This is a genomic window from Glutamicibacter sp. FR1 (assembly GCF_047300825.1).
GTDB lineage: Bacteria > Actinomycetota > Actinomycetes > Actinomycetales > Micrococcaceae > Glutamicibacter > Glutamicibacter nicotianae.
The window spans coordinates 427,311-449,087 of record NZ_CP178602.1; the positions used below are offsets into that span (position 1 = coordinate 427,311).

The window sequence follows — 21,777 nt, forward strand, 5'->3', positions numbered from 1 at the left end:
CCTGTTTCCCGGCAAACCTGGAATAGGCCTATAGCCCCGGCGCCAGCATTGCCGCTGCAGGCAACCAGGCAAGGCCTATTCCAAAACCACGGATATGAGCCGAGGCCCTTGTGCACCGCAGTGCCGCTTTCTTCAGGCGCATTAGCGGTTGGAGCCGCGCTTGCCTCGCGGCTGCGGAGCGGCAACCGGATCCCAGCCGCGGCGCACCGGACGCGAGCCGGCGCCGCGCGATTCATCACGCGAGCGGTAGACGATATACGGGCGGAAAAAGTACGGGATCGGCGCAGAGAACACGTGGACCAGCCGGGTGAAAGGCCACAGCGCGAACAGCACGCACGCGGTCGCCACATGCAGCTGGAAGAACAGCGGAACCTCCACCATCATTTCCGGATGGGGCTGGAAGATGATCATCTGGCGGATCCATGGCGAAATGGATTCGCGGTAGGAATAGCCCGGCCCGAAGACCTGGTAGACCAGCGTGGCCAGCGTGCCGAAGCCCAAGGTGGCTCCGAGGAAGACGTACATGACCTTGTCCATGACCGTGGTGGCCAGGAAGACCGGGCCGACGGTACGGCGGCGGTAGATCAGGATGATCAGGCCCGCCACGGTCAGGATCGCCGCTGCCGTACCCATCCAGGTAGCCCCGAGGTGGTAGATGTGCTCATTGACGCCAATGGCGTAGAGCCATTCGCGGGGAATCAGCAGGCCCACCACGTGTCCGGCGATCACCATCAGGATGCCGAAGTGGAACATCGGCGACCCCCAGCGCAGCAGGCGGTTCTCATAGGTCTGGCTGGACCGCGTGGTCCAGCCGAACTTGTCGTAGCGGTAGCGCCAGATATGCCCGACGATGAATACCACCGCCGCGGCATAGGGCAGCACCACCCACAGCAGAATCGCTGATGTACTCATCCGTTCCCCCTCGGGCTGAATGGCGGTAGATTTCCTAAGAATGACAATCCGACCGTTTCAGTCGGAGGGCCCTCGCTGACCAAGGCCAGCACCCGCTCCTGGGTTTCCTGATCCACTGGCGGCAGCGACAGCGTGATGCTGCGGATCAATCCAGCCCAGTGGCTGCCCATGGATTCCAGTGCCGTGCGCAGCACTTCGATGCCCTCGATATGCGAGGACAGCAACGCCTCGGCAATCGGGTCATCGCAGCGCGCCGAGAACTCCAGTACCGCCGGCAGGTAGTCCGGCAATTCATCGGCATTGAATTCCCACCCGGTGGCCCGGTAAGCCTCCAGGAAGGTGACCAGGGCCGTGCCGCGCTTGCGGGTGTCCCCGGTGGCGAAGTAGCTCAGGTACAGGCTGCATTTGCGCTTCAAATCGAAGGTCTGCACGTACAGGCGCTGCACCTGCGTAGATCCCAGCGACCGGGAGACTTCAATGAAGTCGGCCAACAGCTGGGCGATCGGCGCCGGAACACTGCCCAGGTGGGTTTCGAGCTCATCGAGCCGCGCGAACCACTTCTGGTCGGGGTAATCGAGTAGCAGCGAGGCGAGCATGTGCACCCGGGCGCGCTCAGCACGCTTCATGGCCACCGGCTCCAAGGTGCCGGCAAGCTTGCGGCGCGGGGTTGCGCGGTTGAACAGTCGCGGGATCATTTGCCATCCTCTGGTGGGAACAGGCCTTCAGGGGTGCCATTGCCATCCCAGTTCAGCAGGTTGACCCGGCCCGGGGTGGAGGGACGGTCCGAAGTCTGGCGGTTCTTCAACGACTGGAAGTTCTCCACCGCCACCGGAACCGACTCGCCCGAAGAGGAGCCGAACGGGCCGGCCCCGCCCATGCCAGGACCGCCCTCGAAGTCCAGCGAGCAGCCCATTTCCTCAAGGTCGTGGGCCTGCTCGGCGTGGGCCGGCGGAATGACATAGCGTTCCTCGTACTTGGCGATGGCCAGCAGCCGGTACATCTCCTCCATCTGCGGCCCGCTCATGCCCACCGCTTCGGTGATCGACTCGTCGCGGTGATCGGACATGGACACCCCGCGCATGTAGGAGCGCATGGCGGCCAGCTTGCGCAGCGAGAGGTCCACCGGGGCGGTGTCGCCCGCGGAGAACAGCTCGGCCAGGTAGCCGATCGGGATGCGCAGCTTGTCGATGGCGGCAAAGAGGTTATCGGCATCTTCGCCGTCATTGCCGGTATTGGTGACTACGTCCACCACCGGGGACAGCGGCGGGATGTACCAGACCATGGGCATGGTGCGGTATTCGGGGTGCAGCGGCAGCGCGATCTCGTAATCGCGGATCAGCTTCCAGATGGGGCTGGCCTGGGCCGACTCTATCCAGTCCTCGGGAATGCCACCGGCCCGTGCCGCCTCGATGACCGCAGGATCGTGCGGATCAAGCAGCACGCCGCGCTGGGCGTCGAGCAGCTCGTGCTCGTTCTTGACGCTGGCCGCGGCGGCGACCGCGTCGGCATCGTAGAGCACCAGTCCGAGGTAGCGCAGGCGGCCTACGCAGGTTTCGGCGCAGACGGTCGGCAGCCCGACTTCCACGCGCGGGTAGCAGAACGTGCACTTCTCGGCTTTGCCCGTGCGGTGGTTGAAATAGACCTTCTTGTACGGGCAGCCCGAGACGCACATGCGCCAGCCGCGGCAGGCGTCCTGGTCCACCAGCACGATGCCGTCCTCGGCGCGCTTGTACATCGCACCCGAAGGGCAAGAAGCGACGCAGGAAGGGTTCAGGCAGTGCTCGCAGATGCGCGGCAGGTAGAACATGAAGGCCTTCTCGTACTCGGCCTTCACCTCTTCGCTCATCTTGGCCAGCAGCGGGTCCTGGTCCATGGTCTCCAGCGAACCGCCCAGGTTGTCATCCCAATTGGCGGACCAGCCGATCTTCATGTCCTTGCCGGTGAGCAGCGACTTCGGGGTGGCTACCGGGGTGTGCTCGCCGGAGGGCGAGTTCAGCAGCATGTCGTAGTCGTAGGTCCACGGCTCGTAGTAGTCGTGGATCTCGGGCAGCTTCGGGTTGGAGAAGATGCGGCTGATCTTCTTGAAGCGCCCGCCATCGCGCAGGGTCAGCCGGCCGCGCTTGTTCAGCGTCCAGCCGCCGCGCCATTTCTCCTGGTCCTCGTAGGTGCGCGGGTAGCCCACGCCTGGACGCGTCTCGACATTGTTGAACCAGACGTATTCCACGCCGGTGCGGTTGGTCCATGCCTGCTTGCACGTGACGGAGCACGTATGGCAGCCGATGCACTTGTCCAGGTTCATCACCATGGACATCTGGGCCATGACCTTCATCGGTACTGCACCTCCTGGTTGCGGCGGCGGATCGTGGTGACCTCGTCGCGCTGGTTTCCGGTGGGTCCGAGATAGTTGAACGCCCAGGCCAGCTGGCCGTAGCCGCCAATCAGGTGGCTGGGCTTCATCAGGATGCGGGTCAGCGAGTTATGGATGCCGCCGCGCTTGCCGCTGGTCTCCGCGATCGGCACATCCACCGTGCGGTCCTTGGCGTGGTACATGTACACCGTGCCCTCGGGCATGCGGTGCGAGACGATCGCACGGGCCACCACCACGCCGTTGCGGTTGTAGGACTCGATCCACTCGTTGTCCTTCACCCCGATCTTCGCCGCGTCCTGCGGGGACATCCAGATGGTGGGCCCTCCGCGGGAGAGCGAGAGCATGAACAGGTTGTCCTGGTACTCGGAGTGGATGGACCACTTCGAGTGCGGGGTCAGGTAGCGCACGGCGACCTCGGCATTGCCCGACTCATGCTGGCCGGTGGCGCCCAGCTTGGCGTCGTTGAACAGCCGGTGCATGTCCAGCGGCGGCCGGTAGACCGGCAGCGACTCGCCCAGTTCCTGCATCCAGTCGTGGTCCAGGTAGAAGTGCATCCGCCCGGTCAGCGTGTGGAAGGGCTTGAGCTGCTCGACGTTGATCGCGAACGCGGTGTAGCGCCGGCCGCCGTGCTCCGAGCCGGACCACTCCGGTGAGGTGATGACGCTGCGCGGCTGGACCTGCACATCGTGGAAGGAAATCCGCGAGCCCTCATGCTCCTCGGCCAGGAAAGCCAGCTTCTGCCCGGTATGCTCTTCGAGCTGCTTGAAGCCCGCGGTGGCCAGGCGCCCGTTGGAGGTGCCGGAGAAGGCGAGGATCATTTCGCAGGCCTTCTTGTCGGTATCCAGCAGCACCGCGCCGGAGGTGGAAACCCCGTTGGCGTGCTTGAGCGCCTCGATCTCAGGCCCCACGCGGTAATTGATGCCCTTGGTGACCATGCCCAGTTCCTGCGTCAGGGGACCTAAGGTGCTCCACTGCCGGTAGAGGTTCGGGTAGTCGCGTTCCACGACCTTCAGCTTGGGCATGCTCAGTCCCGGAACCAGCGGGGCGTCCTGCGCCACCTTGCCCTTGACGGTGGCCATGGCATCGGGGGTGTCATGCTGCAGCGGGGACGCCACCAGGTCCTTGCGCACGCCCAGGTGCTTGGCGGAGTACTCGCCGAAGCGCTTGGCCATGGACCCGAACAGCTCGAAGTCGGTCTTCGTCTGCCATGGAGGGGCAATGGCCGGGTTGAAGGAGTGGATGAACGGATGCATGTCCGTGGAGGACAGGTCGTATTTCTCGTACCAGGTGGCCGCCGGGAAGACCAGGTCGGAGAACAGCGTCGTGCTGGTCATCCGGAAATCCGCGGTGGCCAGCAGATCCAGCTTGCCTTCCGGCGCCTCATCGTGCCAGGCGATGTCCGCCGGGCGGTGGCCAACGGCAGCTTCCGGGGCGCGTACCGACGCATCGGTGCCCAACAGGTGCTTGAGGAAGTACTCATTGCCCTTGCCGGAGGAGCCGAGGATGTTGGCCCGCCAGATCAGCACGACCCGCGGGAAGTTCTCCGGGGCGTCGGGGTCCTCGCAGGCGAAGGACAGCGAGCCGTCGTTCAGCGAATCGACCACATGCGCCGCCGGATCCTTGCCGGCCGCTTCGGCCTCATCCACCAGGTCCAGCGGATTGCGGTTGAAGGTCGGGTAGTCCGGCATCCAGCCGCGCTTGATCGACTCGACCAGGCAGTCCGCGGTGGTGCGCCCGTCGAATTGGCCCTTGGCCAGCGGCGAGGCCAGCTGGTTGGCCGGCAGGCCGTCGTAGCGCCACTGGTCGGTTGCCAGGTACCAGAAAGCGGTGCCGATGGTGTGGCGCGGCGGGCGGTTCCAGTCTCCGGCCGAAGCATATTGCTGGTAGCCGGTGAGCGGGCGAACCTTTTCCTGGCCCACATAGTGCGCCCAGCCGCCGCCGTTCACGCCCTGGCAGCCGGTCATCATGGTCAGCGCCAGGAAGGTGCGGTAGATCGTGTCCGAATGGAACCAGTGGTTGGTGCCGGCACCCATCAGGATCATCGAACGGCCGCCGGATTTCTCTGCGGTATCGGCGAATTCGCGGGCAATGCGGATGGCCTGCTCTGGCGGGACCCCGGTGTGCTCTTCTTGCCAGGCAGGGGTGCCGACGGTGGAGGCATCCATGAAATCAGTTGGCCACTGGCCGGGAAGGGATTCGCGGCCCACACCGTACTGGGCGAGCATCAAGTCGAAGACCGTGGTCAGCGTCTTGCCGGCAAGCTGCACCACCGGGACACCACGCTGCACGACGCCCGAGCCTCCGGCATGCTCCTGCCCGGCCTCCGGGGCCAGATCGAAGCGCGGCAGGCTGATTTCTGCCGTTGCGCCATCCCAGCTGTCCAGGTCCATGACCGACAGGGCAGGGGTGATATCGCCCAGGTCCAGATTCCACTGCCCCTTGTCCTGTTCGGAGTAGCGGTGGCCCAGGGTGCCGCGCGGAACCCGGGCGGTGCCATCGAGATCAAGCAGGGCAGGCTTGAAGTCTGCGTTCTGTTCCTCGGACATCCCGAGGTCGGTGGCGGTGAGGAACTTGCCAGGCACCGGGGTGCCGGTGGCCGCATCGATTTCCACCAGGAACGGGGAATCGGTGAAGCGCAGCATGTAGTCCTCGAAGGCCTTGGTGCGCTTGTCGACGTAGTGCTCCTTGAGGATCACATGCCCCATGGACAAGCCCAACGCCGCATCGGTGCCGGGCTGCAGGGCCACCCATTCGTCGGCGAACTTGGTGTTGTCCGTGTAGTCCGGTGATACCGTGACCACCTTGGTGCCCTTGTAGCGAGCCTCGGCCATGAAGTGCGCATCCGGGGTGCGGGTCACCGGCACATTGGAGCCCCACATGATCAGGTACTGCGAGTTCCACCAGTCGGCCGATTCGGGCACGTCGGTCTGGTCGCCGAAGACCTGCGGGCTGGCGACCGGAAGATCTGCGTACCAATCGTAGAAGGAGAGCATGGTGCCGCCGACCAGATTCATGTAGCGCGAGCCGGCCCCATGGGAGACCATCGACATGGCTGGGATGGGGGAGAAGCCTGCAATGCGGTCCGGCCCGTACTTCTTCACCGAATAGACCTGCGCCGCACTGGCGATTTCCAGTGCTTCATCCCAGGTGGTGCGGATCAGCCCGCCCTTGCCGCGGGCCTTCTTGTAGCGCTTGGCCTTGGCAGGGTCCTCGACAATCGATGCCCAGGCATCGACCGGATCCGGGTGCTCCTGCTTCGCGCTGCGGTACAGCTCGGCGAGCACATCGCGGATGTAGGGGAAGCGCACGCGGGTCGGGGAGTAGGTGTACCAGCTGAACGCCGCGCCACGCGGGCAGCCGCGCGGCTCGTATTCGGGGGAGTCCGGGCCAACCGAGGGATAATCGGTCTGCTGCGTTTCCCAGGTGATGATCCCGTCCTTAACGTAGACCTTCCAGGAGCAGGAGCCGGTGCAGTTCACCCCGTGGGTCGAGCGCACCACCTTGTCATGGGACCATCGGTCCCGGTAGAAGACATCGCCCTTGCGCCCTCCCTGGAGGAACATGGCACGCAGGTCGTCACTGGTGTCACCGCGGCGCAGGAACTTTCCCATCGAAAGCAGTGAATCAGCAACCGGTCCATCAGTGGCAGGCTGTGTGTGGTTTGGACTATCGCTCATTGCCGGATCTCCTCCAACTGTGGCTAGTATCCCTAGCTTCGTCTTTTGGATCGCGAGTTTCAAGAGTATTTTCCAGAATTATCCGTTAATGTTTTTCCCTGTCATTCGGTAAATAATTAACCGGATCAACTCTTCCAATTCCGTGATGGAGAGGAATAGACTACTGGCTTAAAAGGCTCTTCGACGTTACTTGAACCGTGCGACCAGGGGGTCCAATGAGCGCAGGATCTGACGCAAACACCACTGTGAATGAGCCCGATTTGCGGGGAGGATTCTTCCAACTGCTGCTGGCCACCTTCGCAAGCGCCGTGGGCTTCTGGGCATGGATGCTGATTTCACCGATCCAGCGTTTCTATGCCGAGGGGATGGATCTGAGCGAGGGACAGGTGTCCCTGATGCTGGCAACACCGGTGCTCGTAGGTGCTATCGGACGCATTTTCACCGGTGCGCTGACCGACCGCTTTGGTGCCCGGAAAATGTTCACCGCCGTGCTGCTGGCGACGATTCCGGCGGTGCTGCTGGTGGCGCTCGCCGGCAGCATAGGCAGTTTTGCGCTGCTGATTATCGCAGGAACCTACCTTGGTGTTGGCGGTTCGATCTTTGCAGTGGGCGTCCCCTTCGCCAGTGCCTGGTATCCGGCCAATAGGCGCGGCTTCGCCAACGGCATCTTTGGCATGGGAATGATTGGCACCGCCATTTCGGCCTTCCAGACACCTCGTCTGCTGCAAGATTTCGGCTACTGGGGAACCCACCTGTTTCTGGCCGGTCTTCTGCTCGCCGCCGCGATCCTGGTGTGGTTCTTGATGCGCGAGTCTCCGGCATGGAAGCCGAGCAGCCAACCGCTGTTCCCGAAGGTTTTCGGTGCATTGAAGCTGGCTATTACGTGGGAAATGTCCTTCCTCTACGGAATAGTCTTTGGCGGTTTTGTCGCATTTTCGACCTTCTTGCCCAAATACCTGATGACCATCTACCCGGAGAATGTCGACCCGATCGGTGCCGGTACCCGTACGGCGTTGTTCGCTGTGGCCGCAGTGATTGCTCGACCTGTCGGCGGCGTGCTGGCCGACAAATTCGGTCCGAAAGTCATTGCGCTGATCTCGCTGGCCGGCATCGTTTCGCTCGCCTATATTGTTGGACAGCAACCTGCTGAAGGCATCCTGACCGGTGTTACCTTCATCTTGATGGCTTCGGCCATGGGCCTTGGAATGGGCGCGGTCTTTGCTTGGATAGGCCCGTCGACACCTCCGGAAAAGGTTGGCGCCGTTTCCGGTGTCGTGGCGGCTGCCGGTGGCCTGGGCGGTTACTTCCCGCCGCTGGCCATGGGCGCCACCTACCATGCCGAATCCAACTCCTACGCTTTAGGTCTCTGGCTGCTGGTGCTCGTGGGAACTTTCGCCTTGGTGGTTGCCGGCATGCTGCGCGGCACCAGGGCCCGTGATGGAAAATGAATCGTGGAAGAACAAGCAGCGTTATTCGATGAGCACGGGCAGGTAATCGGGCAAGCCCCGCGCTCACGCGTCAGAGCGGAAAATCTGCGCCATGGCGCTACCGGGATTCTGGTGTTCAACCCGCAGGGCGAGGTCTTTGTGCATCAGCGCACGATGAGCAAAGACGTGTACCCCGAACTCCTCGACTTCACCGCTGGCGGTGTGATTCAAGCAGGCGAAGATCCCGATGAATCAGCAATACGCGAAGCCCAGGAAGAATTGGGCATCGACAGCGAGCTCGTGCGTTTGGAACCAGCGAACTACGCAGATGCGCATACCCAGTACCGGGCTTTTCGGTATTGGACGGTTGCCCGCGGGCAGCTCAGGCTGCAAGCTGAGGAAGTCGCTAGCGGACGCTGGATGGAGCATCGTGAGCTGCTGGCAGATATTGAGCGGAACCCCGGCAGCTATATGCCCGATGCTGTTGAGCTCTTTGGCCAATGGCTCAAAGACCTGGATGGAAAGTTCCCACCGGCTGGATAGATCAATCATTTGCGCGCTGGGTCAGTTAGGGTCTAGTTATGAAAACCCTGTTCATTGTTTCCGCGATCCTTTTTGCTGCGTTTTCAATACTATCAATTGGCGGGAATCTGCTGGTTGGCATAGTTGCAGCCGTGGCCAGCTTGTCTTCGCTGGCAGGTTTCTTCGTAGTTCGAAGCCGCGGGGCGAAAGCCTAGAAAACCGGCTGATCGTCGGACGGGCCATGGCATTCGCGGTAAACTCGATGACTATGGCTATCGGCGCGACTATGCACACCTTTGAAATCCAGCTTGCTGATGTGGATCGCGGTGTTTACGAGGATCTTTCCCTGCGGGTTGCGCAGCACCCTTCCGAAACCGATGCCTACCTGGTTACACGCGTGCTGGCCTACTGCCTCGAATACGAGGAAGGCATCGCCTTCTCGGCCGGCGGAGTTTCCACCGGGGAAGAGCCTACCATTTTGGTCAAGGACCTGACCGGCCTGTTCACCGCATGGATTGAAGTGGGAGCTCCTGATGCCCAGCGGCTGCATACGGGAAGCAAGCGGGCAGAGCGCACCGCCGTCTACACGCACCGCGATCCGGCCAAGCTTCTGGCATCCTGGCGTGGAAAGACGATCCACCAGTCGGAGCAGATCATGGTGCGTTCCTTCGACCCCAAATTCATCGATGCGGCAACCCAGGCATTAACCCGCCGCAACACCATGTCCGTCTCGGTGACCGAGGGGCAAATCTATCTTGAATTGAACGGAACGAATCTGGAAACACAGATCAGCTCGCATGAGATTGAGTAGCAAAGGTTAATCTCTGATTTAGCTCAGTGTGCCGTCGCTGTCATCAGCGCGCGGAAGCATGGCCGGTGTACATCAATGACACCAACGGAAGAGCTCCATGAAACTGCGCAAAATCACCCTCGGCACAGCAACCCTGGCTTTGGCCGTCACCTTGGCCGCTCCTGCAGGCGCCGCACCGATTGAACCGACTGGTTCCGATCCACTGATCATCGGCCACCGCGGAGCAGCCGGTGTGGCTCCAGAGAACACCTTGCCAGCCATCAAGGCAGGCAGCCGGTCTGGCGCCGAATTCATCGAGATCGACGTGCAGCTGTCCAAGGACGGGGTGCCGTTCATCTTCCATGACGGAACTCCTTCGCGCACCACGAACGTGGCAGAGGTATTCCCTGACCGCGTCCATGACCCCATCACGTCATTCACCTGGGACGAACTGCAGCAGCTCGATGCCGGTTCCTACTTCTCGGACGAGTTCAAGGGAACCAAGATTCCCCATTTCGATGAGGTCCCAGGTGCACTGACCGGCGGTACCGGCGTCTTCATCGAAATCAAGGATCCGGCCAAGTCCCCAGGCGTGGAGAAGCTGGTAGCGGACGCGCTGGCCGAGGATCCGCAGTGGAAGGCGCTCGCCGACGAGAACAAGATCGAGGTGCTCAGCTTCGACGCGGCATCCAACCAGATCTTCGCCCAACTGGCTCCGGAAGTTCCGTTGCAGCAGCTGACCGGAACCGTGCCAACTGCCGCGGAACTGGCAAACTACGCGACCTATGCTGACACCTTCGGCACCAACTACCGCACGCTAGATGCCGCCGGTGCCCAGCGCGTGAAGGACGCAGGCTTGGGCCTGGGCGTCTACACGGTCAACGCCGCCGAAGCTGCTGACGATGCAGTGGCTTTGGGTGTCGAGCGGATCACCGGCGACTTCCCAACACAGGTGAACCGCCACCTCGATGGCCAGAAGGACTTCCCGGCCAACAACGGCGTGGTGATTGCCGACGCGGTCAATGACGTGCCTGGAAATGACGTCGCTCCGGAAAATGGCGAACACGTGATTCTGGAGAACTCCGGCAAGCGCACCATCGATGTCAGCGGCTACATCATTCGCGATGCCGCCAACAACATACTGGAAATCGGCAAGGGCTACGAGCTAGAGCCAGGCGAGCAGCTGCGCGTGTACTCGGGCCCAGGCACCAATAGCGAAGAAGCCTTCTACATGGATGGTCCGGGCATCTTGAACAATGCCGGCGATTCGCTGGCACTGTGGGATGCCAAGGGCAAACTCACCGATACCTTCGCGAACTAGGGCGTGTCTCTTATATCCGTAGCCAGACCAGAATCGCTGCCAACACCACTCCCGCACGATACGTGACCGCAAGCTTGTCATAACGAGTCGCAAGCCCCCGCCACTGCTTCATCAATCCAAACGCCCGCTCGACCACGTTGCGATCTTTATACTTCTCAGCATCGAACCCCGGCGGGCGCCCACCCGCGCGACCCCTACGCTTCCTGGCAGCGATCTCGTTAGATTTCTCCGGAATCACAGCAGTGATGCCCCGCTTACGCAGGTACGTGCGGTTCACTCGTGACGTGTAACCACGATCAGCAAGCAGCGACTCGGGGCGCGTCCGCGCGTTCCCCGACCCGGTTCTTGGCACTCGAATATCGCCGATTACTTCCTGGAGCATCGCGCCGTCGTGACGTTGCCCACCCGTGACCACAATCGATAATGGGCGGCCATGCCCATCGACCGCGAAATGCACCTTCGTGCTCAACCCTCCGCGCGATCTCCCTATCCCATGACCTTCCGGTTCAACCTCGCATAACGGCAGATTCTTGTAATTCGATAGAGCCCCCTGTGTCCTGGTCCGGACGCGGAAGGTTCGTGCCGTGCTGGTGAGCACGGCTGATCGTCGCGTCAATCGACACGTTCCAGTCAATATCACCTACGGCATCGGCCTCGGCGAGGATGTGCGCGAATACGCGGTCCCAGGTGCCGTCGGTTGCGTAGCGGCGATGCCGCTTCCAGACGGTCTGCCAAGGGCCATACCGGTCAGGGAGATCACGCCACGGGATTCCGGTCCGGTAACGGTAGATGATGCCTTCTACGACGCGGCGGTTGTCACTGAAGGGACGGCCTTTACGGCCTTCGTTCGATGGCAGGAGTGGTTCGACTCGTTCCCATTGCGCATTCGTGAACTGCGTAAATCTAGACCTTTGTGCCACGACTCAATCATGGCGCGTGCACACAACTAGATTTAGGAGACACGCCCTAGTTTCAATATTCCATCCGGTCGCTGATTTTCCAATTCGAGCCGGTCCCTGCAATTTGGGCTAGCTAGATATGAGTCGCGCATTTAGCCACAAGGGGATGGCATCGATGTCATCCATGCCATCCCTTCCTGGTTCCTAATGCAGCTTCGAGTTGCGCCAGTATACATATGTGTCGATTTCCGTCCGATAGTTCGGCAAGATGCCGAAGGCATACTTCATAAAATACCTCTGACCTTAGATGGCTCAAGAGTTTCTTCACCGCTGTGTTGTCGTTACATACACTGCGAATTCTGTCGGATTTTCGATGGGGCTACGTGCTAGGAAGACGTTCTTCGCACTCCTGCTCAAGAACGTATTCGACAGACAACTATTGCCATACATGACCAACTGAGAATCTCCATCGGGACCTGAGCTGATACCGACGCCAAAGCCACTATAGTCAAGAAGGACTCGGACCATTAATTCTGGCCAAATTCGAGACCATAAGGGACTGGCCAACCACGCGATTGGTTTATGGCTGACTCTCCATACCGCACTTCAGTCCAATTTCTCGGTTCGTATGCATGCTCTGGGACAATGGACAACATTGCATCACCAGCGCACGTGGTCTATGACTTTAACCAGATTGATGTTGAGGACATCTCAGGTAGGCCAGTTAGACCGTGGGTGAGTGAGCTACGTGACTATGAAGAAATGGCGGACTTATGTGGATTACCGGCGATGTTGAGCTACCGGACGAGATCCTCGATGCCCACGAGCGGGGCGAGCTGGTATTTTTCATAGGCGCAGGGGCTTCGCTAAGTGAACCATCTAGCCTTCCACTTTTTGAAGGCCTAGCGAAGAAGCTTGCGGAACTGGCATCGCACCCGTTCTCCGAGGAAGGCGGACTGGACTTTTTCATCGGTCAATTGGAATCGCTACCTCAGAGATTCGACGCCCATCAGCACACCCACAGGCTGATATCCAATCCGACGTCAAGATTCAATACGCTCCACAGAGCAATTGCCGACCTTGCGGGAATCGGAGGAGCATTTCGTGTGGTGACCACTAACTACGACGATCACCTTGCTTCGGCTGCGCGAAGCGTATCGATTGCTATCCCGGACACCTGGTATACGCCGGCGTTGCCTCTCGGGCACTCCTTCGAGGGTCTTGTGCACTTGCATGGTTCAGTCAGTCGGCCGAAAGATGAGTTGATCCTCACTGACCGCGACTTCGGCCAGGCTTACATCACCAATGCGTGGGCAACGCGATTCCTCCTGCCAATGTTCGAACGGTTTACAGTCGTGTTCATCGGCTATAGCCACGACGATGTAATCATGCGGTACTTGGCACTTGGGCTACCCTCCAGTGTCCACGACACGGCCTCCAAACGATTTGCGTTCACGAGCGAGCCCGACGACAGCAAATGGCGATACCTTGGGATCCGACCCATTGGATATCCGGTTGTCGAGGGTAATCATCAAGCGCTCGTGGCGGCACTGACCGCATGGGTGGATCGAGCAAAAATGGGACTAACCGACCACCAGTCGCGTATACAAGCGATCACCGTAGGCGGCCCCGCACTGCCACTGCCCGACCGTGACTACCTTCATTCCCGCCTTCGGACCAAAGAAGGTGCCCGTGACTTCGCTCTTGCGGCGGAATCACTGCCCGACGAATCCAAACTCGAATGGTTGAGCTGGATGGAAGATCTACCTGAGTTCAAGGTCCTGTTCGAACCGCAAGATGTGACGGAAGCCACCGCGATTCTAGGCAATTGGTTCGCAAAGACGTTTATTGAGTCGACAACATTAAATGGTGCGGCGCTCCAGACACTCCAACGACTGGGGCAAGCGATGACGGCATCGCTTTACCGAAGCGCCTGCTGGGCTGCCAGTGAGCTCCGTAAGCAAGACGAGTCTGCTGGCGAACGATGGCAATGTATTCTCGCCACTTCGATTTTCGGGCGTTCAGCACCTCTAAATACGGCCGACCTCATGCCGTACATACCCGGATCGACTGCACCCAGCCTAGCTGTCCTGAGGACAGCGCTTCGGCCGTTCCTTAGGCTGGAACGGCGCTGGTTGGTAGAGGAGTCTGCGGAGCGCACGATCCATCCCGGAGTAAAGGTCGCTTGGAACACCGCGGACTATGCGCTGACCGAACACGTTCAGCGCATCGTGCAGGAGGCTGAGGCCGGAGACCAATCGCTTGGCAGTGTCTTGGAGGACGCCATCATCGCGGCGTATGACCTGCTCGATGCTTATGACGGAGCACGAGGATGGGATCGACTTGCTTTTCACCGCTCTGCAATAGAACCGCACAGCCAGGACAAATTCCGTGAACCGCTCGACGCGATCATCGACGGCCTCCGCGACTACGGGATCAAAGCGCTGCCCTTATCCCAAACCCTTCCCGACCGATGGTGGGACCTCGACCGACCACTCATGCGGCGGCTGGCCCTGCACCTGATAGCCATCGATCAGAATCGGAGCGCCGATAACAAACTCCGGTGGCTCCTTGATCGCACTGGACTCTTTGAAATGGGACTGAAACATGAGACTTATCAGATACTGACCGCCGCTGTAGGTAGTGCTACACCGCCGATTAAGCAAAAGGTCTTGGAAGTCACCAGCGAAGGACCCGAGTATCCCGAAGATAATCCAGACCGCAATCGCCATGTTGCATATGCAATTTTTAATTTACTCGCGTGGCTAACGCAAACCGACTCTGACTGGCAGGAAGCGAAAACTGCGCTAGACGCTATCCAAGCTGATAACCCGGGCTTCGAGGTGCGAGAACATGCTGACTTCGATATGTGGATGACAAGTGGGATCTCGGGTGGGAAACCGCCGATGGATATTGAGGAATTTCTGCGGTCGCTCACTCAGAATGTGACCGTTGCACTCGAGGACCTATTGGCCTACGACTACTCCGAACGCCACTTCGAACAACCTGAATGGAGAGATGCACTCAGACTGGTCCAGCAGGCCGCAGAGCGAGACCCGGGCCTAGGTATTCGGCTTTGGGACGCCATCCTCGACCGTGGCGATCTTGAAGAGAGACAAGCTGACCTCTGGCATGCAATCGCCGAAGGATGGGGGGAAGGCCAGCTGGGACAGTCCGGGCCTGATATCGTCCGCCGTCTCGAAACACTGTTGGCACACAAGGAATCCGCCCATGCGATTGGACGTTTTCTGCTTGATCAGATTCGACAGCATGTCGATGAAGATGAGTCGCCAGTGCTCGCGTCCATGCGCGAACTGGCGTGGGCACTCTGGCGCGAGCAGAGTGCAGACTTTACGCATGGGGAAGACTCGTCCCTCCTGTCAGTCGCACCGTTGTACCTGAACTCCTGGCCTGGGTTCGTGGCCTATTATTGGACCATCGAGATCGATCGCCGCTGGCGTCATTCACGTGAAAACTGGGCCGGCCTAAACGAAGTAGAGTCAGAAGCGCTTGTGTCGCTATTAAGCGGCAATGAATATGCAATAAATGCTACGCAGCCCGCTATCGCTGAACAGCTCTACTTCTACTTCGCGGCGGACTCTAACTTTGCGGAGACGCACCTGCTCCCGCTCTTCAATGATTCGCAACGACACGCATTCGCTTGGTACGCGTTCCTACACCACCCAAGGTGGAATGACCGACTTCTTGCCGCTGGCTTGTTTGAGGCCATGGTCTCCGAACTCAGCCGTCTCGACGATCTGTCAGATCAAGAAAGACTTCAAAGAATCTTCATGACGCTCGTAACTTCAGTGGTGTCACACGCTGGAATTACGAGTGTCGACAGAAAACGACTACTCGATCAGACAGTGCTTGCGTCTGACGGGTCGCATGCCGTTGGTTTCGCTGAGTCGGCTGTTCGGTTCCTCCGTGAGGACGGTGTCGATGGGGTCACTGTGTGGCACCGTTGGCTCTGCGATCATCTGGAACGCCGCCTTAGCGGGCAACCGCGGGTTGCATCCGCTGAGGAAATCGCACGTTGGGCGGACTTAGTTCCTTTTTTGGATGAGTTCATTCCTGCCGCTGTGAAGCTTTTCAGCGGGCACGAAATCGGCTTGGGCCAACGGTTCTTCAACCATGACTTGCCGGACGGCGTCCTCGTGGCCTACGGATCCGAGCTCGTAGCTTTTTTCGCCGAGCGTGTTCGAAATACGCCCGACATTGACCACATGACGAGGTATGGCGTGCGGAAGCTGATTGAAACGATTTCAGGTGCGGTCGAGGAATCCGTTGTGCAGCCGCTAATCGATGCTGCGTCGCGGGAAGGACTTCTCTAGCCCCGATTGAGTGCAGAATCAAGCTGTAGACATTGGGAGTGCAAGCAATGGGACTATGTCGCCCCGTGTTATGACCGGTTCGATATATCGGTGTCCACCGTGACAAATTGTCTTGTCGGCGTTGGCGGAGCCGAGGAACGCGAACGAGAGATTGTCTCGGGTCAACGCACGACGTGCTGTCACGGCCTGGTCTGATTCTGAAGCCGGGCTGAACTTATTGGAGGCCACCGCCCTGAATGACGTGGAGTCACAAGTACAGGCCCAAACAAGCTTGAGAATCAAAAAGACCTTGAAGCTCCTATTTGACTAGGGGTTTCAAGGTCTTTTCCTTGGCGGTGACGGTGGGATTTGAACCCACGGTACGGGGTTACCGTACACAACATTTCGAGTGTTGCACCTTCGGCCGCTCGGACACGTCACCAGACCTGATAACTCTATAACGAACATCAGGTGAAAACAAAAACGAGAGCGCTATTTTTGGCCTGAAGTGTTCCGAAACACATCAGTGCCGGCCTCTAGCTCCGCTTGCCGCGGAAGAATTCACGCAGCAGCTCTGCGCATTCGTCTTCCTTGACCCTCGAGTACACCTCGACCCAATGGTTCAAACGCGGTTCGCGGACGATATCGAAAACCGAGCCGCAGGCCCCGGCCTTCTCGTCCCAGGCCCCGAAGACCAGCTTGGGAATGCGCGAAAGGACGATGGCCCCGGCGCACATGGCGCAGGGCTCCAGCGTCACCATCAGCGTGCAGTCCGATAAGCGCCAGCCATCATCTTGCCCCCTGGCATCCAAGGCCTTGACCGCATTGCGGATGGCGACCACCTCGGCGTGCGCTGTAGGGTCCTTGACCGCCTCGCGCTCATTGCGGCCGGTGGCCAGCACTTCGCCTTCGGGGGAGAGGATAACGGCGCCGATGGGCACGTCATCGGTGGCTAGCGCTTTGCGCGCTTCAGCCAAGGCGAGGTCCATCCAAGCATCAAATTCGTGCACCATAGTGCTTTCACTTTACGTGTTTTGCGACGGCTGCCGGGCTCCGGGAGCGTGGTGCACTGCGCACTGCACTGAAGTTTGCTGTTTCCTTGGGCACACCAAAGACCTTTAACAGCGTGAAATCGAGGATTTCTCTCGATTTGGCCGAGACGGTGCTGATAGATTTCTACTTATGCGCGTACAGGTAGTCGACCACCCACTGGTGGCACACAAGGTTTCGGTTCTTCGTGATAAGAACACCCCCTCCTCGATTTTCCGCCAGCTGACCGACGAACTGGTCACCCTGCTGGCTTATGAAGCCACCCGCGAGGTGAAAACCGAAAACGTTGAGGTGCAGACCCCGGTCGCCACCACCACCGGCACCTCGATTGCCAAGCCAACCCCGCTGGTTGTCCCGATCCTGCGTGCAGGCCTGGGCATGCTCGAAGGCATGACCCGCCTGGTCCCAACCGCTGAAGTCGGCTTCCTGGGCATGGCCCGCAACGAGGAAACCCTTGACATCATCACCTACGCCGACCGCGTGCCAAACGACCTGACCGGACGCCAGGTCTTCGTGCTGGATCCGATGCTGGCCACCGGCGGCACCCTGGCCGAGTCCATCAAGTTCATTTTCGAGCGAGGCGCGGAATCCGTCACCTGCATCTGCCTGATCGCTGCCCCTGAGGGCGTCGAGCGCCTGAAGGAAATCCACGGTGGCGACGACCGCGTGCACATCGTGCTGGCGGCGATGGACCAGAAGCTGAACGAGAAGTCCTACATCATCCCAGGCTTGGGCGATGCCGGTGACCGCCTGTATGGCGTGACCCCGCCGATTGCCTAGCATCAGCCAAGCCATGCGCCGGAGGCTGCGGTGATTACACCGCAGCCTCCGGCGTTTCTTCATCGGTTTCGGGTTCGTCCAGCGGCAGGCGGACCTCGAAGACGGTGTCTCCCGGCGTGGACGCAACCGTAATGCTGCCGCCATGGGCTTCGACGATGCTCTTGGCGATTGGCAGGCCCAGCCCGGTGGTGCCGTCCGAGCCGGAGCGCGCCTTGTCGGCTCGGGTGAAGCGCTCGAATACCCGGGGCAGGAATTCGGGGGCAATGCCTTCGCCGGTGTCGTGCACCCGGATGACGGCTTCATCGGCGTCCTCGTCGCGGTCCACCGATACGGTGACGGTGTTCCCGGCGGTCGTGTGCTTGCGTGCATTGGCCAGGAGATTGGTAATCACCCGCCGCAACGAGGACGAATCGCCGTAGACGAAGGTCTGCGGCGCCTGGCAGTCGAACTCCCAATGGTGGTCGCTCGCGGTGAGCTTGAAGTCTTCGGTGATATCCGCGGTGAGCGAGCACAAATCGATCTTGCTGCGCTTGAAAGCATTCTCTTCGTCCAGGCGGGCCAGCAGCAGCAGATTCTCCACCAGCGAGCTCATTCGGCTGCTTTGCTGCAGCACCCGATCCACCGAGCGCTGCCCGTCTGGGGAGAAATGCTCGGTAGCGGAGAGCAGTTCGGTGTAGCCACGGATCGCCGAGAGCGGCGTGCGCAGCTCGTGCGAGGCATCGGCGACGAACTGGCGCATCTGGGCCTGGGATTTCTCGCGGGCGGTCAGGGCTGTGGCGACGTTGCTGATCATCGCATTCAGCGCATTGCCGACATTGCCCACCTCGGTGCCGGGGATGGCATCGCGTGCGGGCACACGCTGGGTCAGGTCCACTTTGCCCGAATCGAGATCTTCGGCGGCGACCGAACTTGCCACGGCGGCCACACGCTTGAGCGAGGCCAGCGAACGCGAGATGAGCCATGAGCCGGCCAGGCCTGCACCGGCGATCAGGATCAAGGCAATGAACAGCGTCAGCCACGCCATGCCGCGCAGTGCCAGATCGGTGCCGTGCAGGGGCAAACCGACGATCAGGATGCCGTTGGAGCCGGAGTCCTTCACGGCGACCAGGTAGTAGTCTCCCACGGTCAGGCGGGCGCGTACCGGCTTGAACTGCCCTCCGGCACGCAACGTGCTCAGTTCGAGATCCACCATCGGGATGGCGTCTTCCTGGCTCAGCTGCTTCAGTTCGCCGGTGCGTTCATCCAGCACGCCACCGTTGAAGACGTACTTGTCGACGAATCGGGCGGTCAGCGTGCCGGCCGCCTGGCCCGGGGCGTCCAACCGGGAGTTCACCGCTGGCGCGCCCTGCGAATAATTCAGCGCGCGTTCGGTGGTGAGCCGCAGCTGGCTGTTGAGCTGGTCCATCAACGTCTGGCGCATGCCGGCGTTGTAGAGCAGGCCGAGCAATACGGATACTGCGGTGACCGAGGTCAGCAGGATGAGCAGCAGCTTGCGTTGCAGCGCGTGCGGCGAGCTCACCCTGGTATTCGGGGAAAAGAAACTCATGCAGCCGGCTTCAGCACGTAGCCGACACCACGCACGGTATGGATCATCGGCTCGGCATCAACATCGATCTTCTTGCGCAGGTACGAGATGTACAACTCGACGATGTTCGCCTGCCCGTCGAAATCGTAGTGCCAGACGTTGTCCAGGATCTGCGACTTGGACACCACACGGCGGGCATTGCTCATCAGGTAGCTGAGCAGATCGAATTCGGTGGCGGTCAGCGAGATTTCGCGGCCTGCACGCGAGACATCGTGCGAGTCCATGTTCAGCACCAGGTCGCCAACTACTAGTTCAGCGGAATCCGCGGTGGCCGCGCCTGAACGTTCCACGAGCCGGTGCAACCGGATCAGGACCTCTTCGAGGCTGAAGGGCTTGGCGACATAGTCGTCTGCACCGGCGCCCAGGCCTTCGATGCGATCCTCGACCGCGTCCTTGGCGGTCAGGAAGAGAACGGGGATCTCCGGGAAATGGGTGCGCACCTTGCGCAGCACTTCCGGGCCGTCGAATCCGGGCAGCATCCAGTCGAGAACCAGGACGTCAGGGGCCAAGGAGCGGGCGGTTGCTACGGCTTCCGGCCCATCGTGGGCCATCGTGGCTTCCCAGCCGAGCATGCGGGTTCCCATGGCGACCAATTCTGCCAGCGAAGGTTCATCATCGACCACGAGAACTTTGATTGCCGTGCCGTCAGGGTGGGTCAGCCGAGGCAATTGCGAAGGTGAAAATCGAGATTCATTCATGTTTATCAGCTTGTCCTATTGCCATGGGCTGAGAATATGTTTTTGCTGTGTGCGAGCTATGACTGTATGTCAATTTTATGCGGAGAAAACCGAAACCGATAGTGGTTAATTTGGTCAACCCCTAAGAACGACGAATGATTGAAGCGTGGACAAGCCGTAGTGATGAATGGATATTCAGGCCTCTGAGTGGGCTAGGCAAAATGACGAAGATCAACTGATGGCTTGAGCATATTGTTTAGTTAAGCGCTTAGGCAGTCCAGAATTGCCTAAAGTGGCGTGTGTCACGTTTGGAAACATTCGTCTCACTATGTGGACATGAGTGTCCATTGTTACTTGCAAGTTGCCAATGTTACGAGGAAACTAGAGATGTGAGTACGGCGCAGAACAGCAAAGGCACCTCGAATAACCACCTCGAATTGCCCGCGATTGTTCTCAAAGAATGCTCGGCGTCCTTGGCGTCCAGATCGAATTGCGAGTGATTCGCAATCCGGATTCTGGGTGTTATTGACGGGAAACCCAACTGCTGAACGTGGACGAAGGCCGCGGACAGCGCAAGCAAAACCCGAAGCATGAGCGCCAAACCACTTGGCCTTCGCACTAAAAGAGGAAAAAGATTATGTCGGCTGGTTCCGGATACGTCCACGTTTCAATTCGCAATGCGCAGAACCGCGCAGCAGCTGCCCAGCGTGCAGCTTCTGGCAACTATGCACCAGCGGGCTATCGCCCACTGCGCGCAGTTTCCAATGTTCATGAAACTCGTGATCCATCGCATCAGCCAGCTCAGGCTCCAGTGCAGCCAATCGGCCAGCCGAGCGCCGATACCTCAGCGCGCGGCTTCGTGCTCTACGTAGGCCTGGATGAAACCGCAGCTCAGGCGCAGGGCACCTCGCTGGGCAAGCTTGCCACCCAGGTGCGCGCCTTCCTGGCCACCCTGTCGCCGCAGGCGCAGACCCACGCTGCCGTAGCGCTGGCACCAACCAGTGCGCAGGGCGAGCCAATCGATGTTGTTCGCCAGGCACTGGGTGACCCGACGGTTTCCCGCCGGCCTCGCGCTGAAGCCCGCCCATCCACCCCGCGCCCATCGGGTGTGCTGATTGACCTCTCGCGCCGCGAAGTCTACCTCGATGGCGAAACTCTGAACCTGACCTTCAAGGAATTCGAGCTGCTGAACTTCCTCGTGGAAAACGGCACCCGCACCGTAGGCCGCGAAGAGCTGCTGGAAAACCTGTGGCGCAACGCCGAAGAAGTCCCCAACGAACGCACCATCGACGTGCATATCCGTCGCCTGCGTTCGAAGCTGGGACGCCTGGCCAACACCGTGCGAACCGTGCGCGGCCAGGGCTACCGCTTCTACGAGCACCCAGAAGTAGTTGTCTGGGCTGCTCCGGAATACTCCATCTAGTAGTTGCCGACAGCAGTGGCGGGCAAACCGGGT

At 60.2% G+C, this 21,777-nt stretch carries 16 protein-coding genes and 1 tRNA gene; 8 read left to right on the forward strand and 9 right to left on the reverse strand.

What is annotated here, in order from left to right:
- Window positions 1-141: 141 nt before the first annotated feature.
- From narI to ACLQ8T_RS02165, 4 genes are read right to left on the reverse strand one after another with little or no spacing between them, the layout of a single operon-like run.
- Complete coding sequence (narI, locus tag ACLQ8T_RS02150; RefSeq protein WP_013347857.1) at window positions 142-912, reverse strand: respiratory nitrate reductase subunit gamma; 771 nt, start codon at window positions 910-912, stop codon at window positions 142-144.
- Window positions 909-1,607 carry a nitrate reductase molybdenum cofactor assembly chaperone gene (gene narJ / locus ACLQ8T_RS02155; protein WP_193057927.1) on the reverse strand — a complete coding sequence of 233 codons (699 nt, stop codon included), beginning with the start codon at window positions 1,605-1,607 and terminating at the stop codon, window positions 909-911. Before narJ ends, narI begins: the two co-directional genes overlap by 4 nt.
- Window positions 1,604-3,241, reverse strand: coding sequence for a nitrate reductase subunit beta (gene narH, locus ACLQ8T_RS02160; RefSeq protein ID WP_413455557.1), 1,638 nt, complete (start codon window positions 3,239-3,241; stop codon window positions 1,604-1,606). The genes narJ and narH overlap by 4 nt, the downstream gene beginning before the upstream one ends.
- Window positions 3,238-6,957, reverse strand: coding sequence for a nitrate reductase subunit alpha (locus ACLQ8T_RS02165; protein ID WP_413455558.1), 3,720 nt, complete (start codon window positions 6,955-6,957; stop codon window positions 3,238-3,240). Before ACLQ8T_RS02165 ends, narH begins: the two co-directional genes overlap by 4 nt.
- 215 nt (window positions 6,958-7,172) lie before the next feature.
- Here ACLQ8T_RS02165 and ACLQ8T_RS02170 point away from each other — a divergent pair, with 215 nt between their 5' ends.
- The 5 genes from ACLQ8T_RS02170 to ACLQ8T_RS02190 all read left to right on the forward strand — a co-directional run bounded on the left by ACLQ8T_RS02170 (window position 7,173) and on the right by ACLQ8T_RS02190 (window position 11,017).
- Window positions 7,173-8,405 (forward strand): MFS transporter, encoded by a 1,233-nt coding sequence (locus ACLQ8T_RS02170; RefSeq protein WP_083586853.1) that lies wholly within the window; start codon window positions 7,173-7,175, stop codon window positions 8,403-8,405.
- A 3-nt stretch (window positions 8,406-8,408) separates the two neighbouring features.
- Window positions 8,409-8,927, forward strand: coding sequence for an NUDIX domain-containing protein (locus ACLQ8T_RS02175; protein ID WP_413455559.1), 519 nt, complete (start codon window positions 8,409-8,411; stop codon window positions 8,925-8,927).
- 38 nt (window positions 8,928-8,965) lie between these two features.
- Window positions 8,966-9,121: a hypothetical protein gene (locus ACLQ8T_RS02180; protein WP_158024695.1), complete on the forward strand. Its 156-nt coding sequence runs from the start codon at window positions 8,966-8,968 to the stop codon at window positions 9,119-9,121.
- A gap of 53 nt (window positions 9,122-9,174) precedes the next feature.
- Window positions 9,175-9,717 (forward strand): YaeQ family protein, encoded by a 543-nt coding sequence (locus ACLQ8T_RS02185; protein ID WP_413456363.1) that lies wholly within the window; start codon window positions 9,175-9,177, stop codon window positions 9,715-9,717.
- A 97-nt stretch (window positions 9,718-9,814) separates the two neighbouring features.
- On the forward strand, window positions 9,815-11,017 hold the full coding sequence (locus ACLQ8T_RS02190) for a glycerophosphodiester phosphodiesterase family protein (RefSeq protein ID WP_413455560.1): 1,203 nt from the start codon (window positions 9,815-9,817) through the stop codon (window positions 11,015-11,017).
- A 10-nt stretch (window positions 11,018-11,027) separates the two neighbouring features.
- Here ACLQ8T_RS02190 and ACLQ8T_RS02195 read toward each other — a convergent pair.
- Window positions 11,028-11,937, reverse strand: a protein-coding gene (locus ACLQ8T_RS02195; protein ID WP_239464072.1) for an IS5 family transposase whose coding sequence is annotated in 2 segments (ribosomal slippage) — window positions 11,028-11,567 and window positions 11,569-11,937 — 909 coding nt in all. Because the reading frame shifts where the segments join, the coding sequence is not laid out codon by codon here.
- A gap of 752 nt (window positions 11,938-12,689) precedes the next feature.
- On the opposite strand from ACLQ8T_RS02195, the gene ACLQ8T_RS02200 reads away from it, so the two are divergent.
- Window positions 12,690-16,250: an SIR2 family protein gene (locus ACLQ8T_RS02200; protein WP_413455561.1), complete on the forward strand. Its 3,561-nt coding sequence runs from the start codon at window positions 12,690-12,692 to the stop codon at window positions 16,248-16,250.
- A gap of 330 nt (window positions 16,251-16,580) precedes the next feature.
- On the opposite strand, the gene ACLQ8T_RS02205 is transcribed toward ACLQ8T_RS02200, so the two are convergent.
- Window positions 16,581-16,671, reverse strand: a tRNA-Ser gene (locus ACLQ8T_RS02205).
- 94 nt (window positions 16,672-16,765) lie between these two features.
- On the reverse strand, window positions 16,766-17,242 hold the full coding sequence (tadA, locus tag ACLQ8T_RS02210) for a tRNA adenosine(34) deaminase TadA (RefSeq protein ID WP_413455562.1): 477 nt from the start codon (window positions 17,240-17,242) through the stop codon (window positions 16,766-16,768).
- A gap of 169 nt (window positions 17,243-17,411) precedes the next feature.
- Here tadA and upp point away from each other — a divergent pair, with 169 nt between their 5' ends.
- A complete protein-coding gene (upp, locus tag ACLQ8T_RS02215) occupies window positions 17,412-18,059 on the forward strand; it encodes a uracil phosphoribosyltransferase (RefSeq protein ID WP_066144007.1) in 648 nt (215 codons plus the stop codon).
- 34 nt (window positions 18,060-18,093) lie between these two features.
- Here upp and ACLQ8T_RS02220 read toward each other — a convergent pair whose 3' ends face one another.
- Entirely contained in the window at window positions 18,094-19,605 is a 1,512-nt protein-coding gene (locus ACLQ8T_RS02220) for a sensor histidine kinase (RefSeq protein WP_413455563.1), read from the reverse strand.
- Window positions 19,602-20,342, reverse strand: a complete 741-nt coding sequence (locus ACLQ8T_RS02225; protein WP_038992352.1) for a response regulator transcription factor — start codon at window positions 20,340-20,342, stop codon at window positions 19,602-19,604. Before ACLQ8T_RS02225 ends, ACLQ8T_RS02220 begins: the two co-directional genes overlap by 4 nt.
- 616 nt (window positions 20,343-20,958) lie before the next feature.
- Between ACLQ8T_RS02225 and ACLQ8T_RS02230 the strand changes: the two genes are divergently transcribed.
- Entirely contained in the window at window positions 20,959-21,744 is a 786-nt protein-coding gene (locus tag ACLQ8T_RS02230) for a winged helix-turn-helix domain-containing protein (RefSeq protein WP_204720385.1), read from the forward strand.
- The last annotated feature ends 33 nt before the right edge of the window (window positions 21,745-21,777 follow it).

Coding starts and splice junctions, on each gene's coding strand:
- narI (WP_013347857.1), bottom strand. CDS start 912: ATGAGTACATCAGCGATTCTGCTGTGGGTGGTGCTGCCCTATGCCGCG.
- narJ (WP_193057927.1), bottom strand. CDS start 1,607: ATGATCCCGCGACTGTTCAACCGCGCAACCCCGCGCCGCAAGCTTGCC.
- narH (WP_413455557.1), bottom strand. CDS start 3,241: ATGAAGGTCATGGCCCAGATGTCCATGGTGATGAACCTGGACAAGTGC.
- ACLQ8T_RS02165 (WP_413455558.1), bottom strand. CDS start 6,957: ATGAGCGATAGTCCAAACCACACACAGCCTGCCACTGATGGACCGGTT.
- ACLQ8T_RS02170 (WP_083586853.1), top strand. CDS start 7,173: ATGAGCGCAGGATCTGACGCAAACACCACTGTGAATGAGCCCGATTTG.
- ACLQ8T_RS02180 (WP_158024695.1), top strand. CDS start 8,966: ATGAAAACCCTGTTCATTGTTTCCGCGATCCTTTTTGCTGCGTTTTCA.
- ACLQ8T_RS02185 (WP_413456363.1), top strand. CDS start 9,175: ATGGCTATCGGCGCGACTATGCACACCTTTGAAATCCAGCTTGCTGAT.
- ACLQ8T_RS02190 (WP_413455560.1), top strand. CDS start 9,815: ATGAAACTGCGCAAAATCACCCTCGGCACAGCAACCCTGGCTTTGGCC.
- ACLQ8T_RS02200 (WP_413455561.1), top strand. CDS start 12,690: ATGTGGATTACCGGCGATGTTGAGCTACCGGACGAGATCCTCGATGCC.
- tadA (WP_413455562.1), bottom strand. CDS start 17,242: ATGGTGCACGAATTTGATGCTTGGATGGACCTCGCCTTGGCTGAAGCG.
- upp (WP_066144007.1), top strand. CDS start 17,412: ATGCGCGTACAGGTAGTCGACCACCCACTGGTGGCACACAAGGTTTCG.
- ACLQ8T_RS02220 (WP_413455563.1), bottom strand. CDS start 19,605: ATGAGTTTCTTTTCCCCGAATACCAGGGTGAGCTCGCCGCACGCGCTG.
- ACLQ8T_RS02225 (WP_038992352.1), bottom strand. CDS start 20,342: ATGAATGAATCTCGATTTTCACCTTCGCAATTGCCTCGGCTGACCCAC.
- ACLQ8T_RS02230 (WP_204720385.1), top strand. CDS start 20,959: ATGTCGGCTGGTTCCGGATACGTCCACGTTTCAATTCGCAATGCGCAG.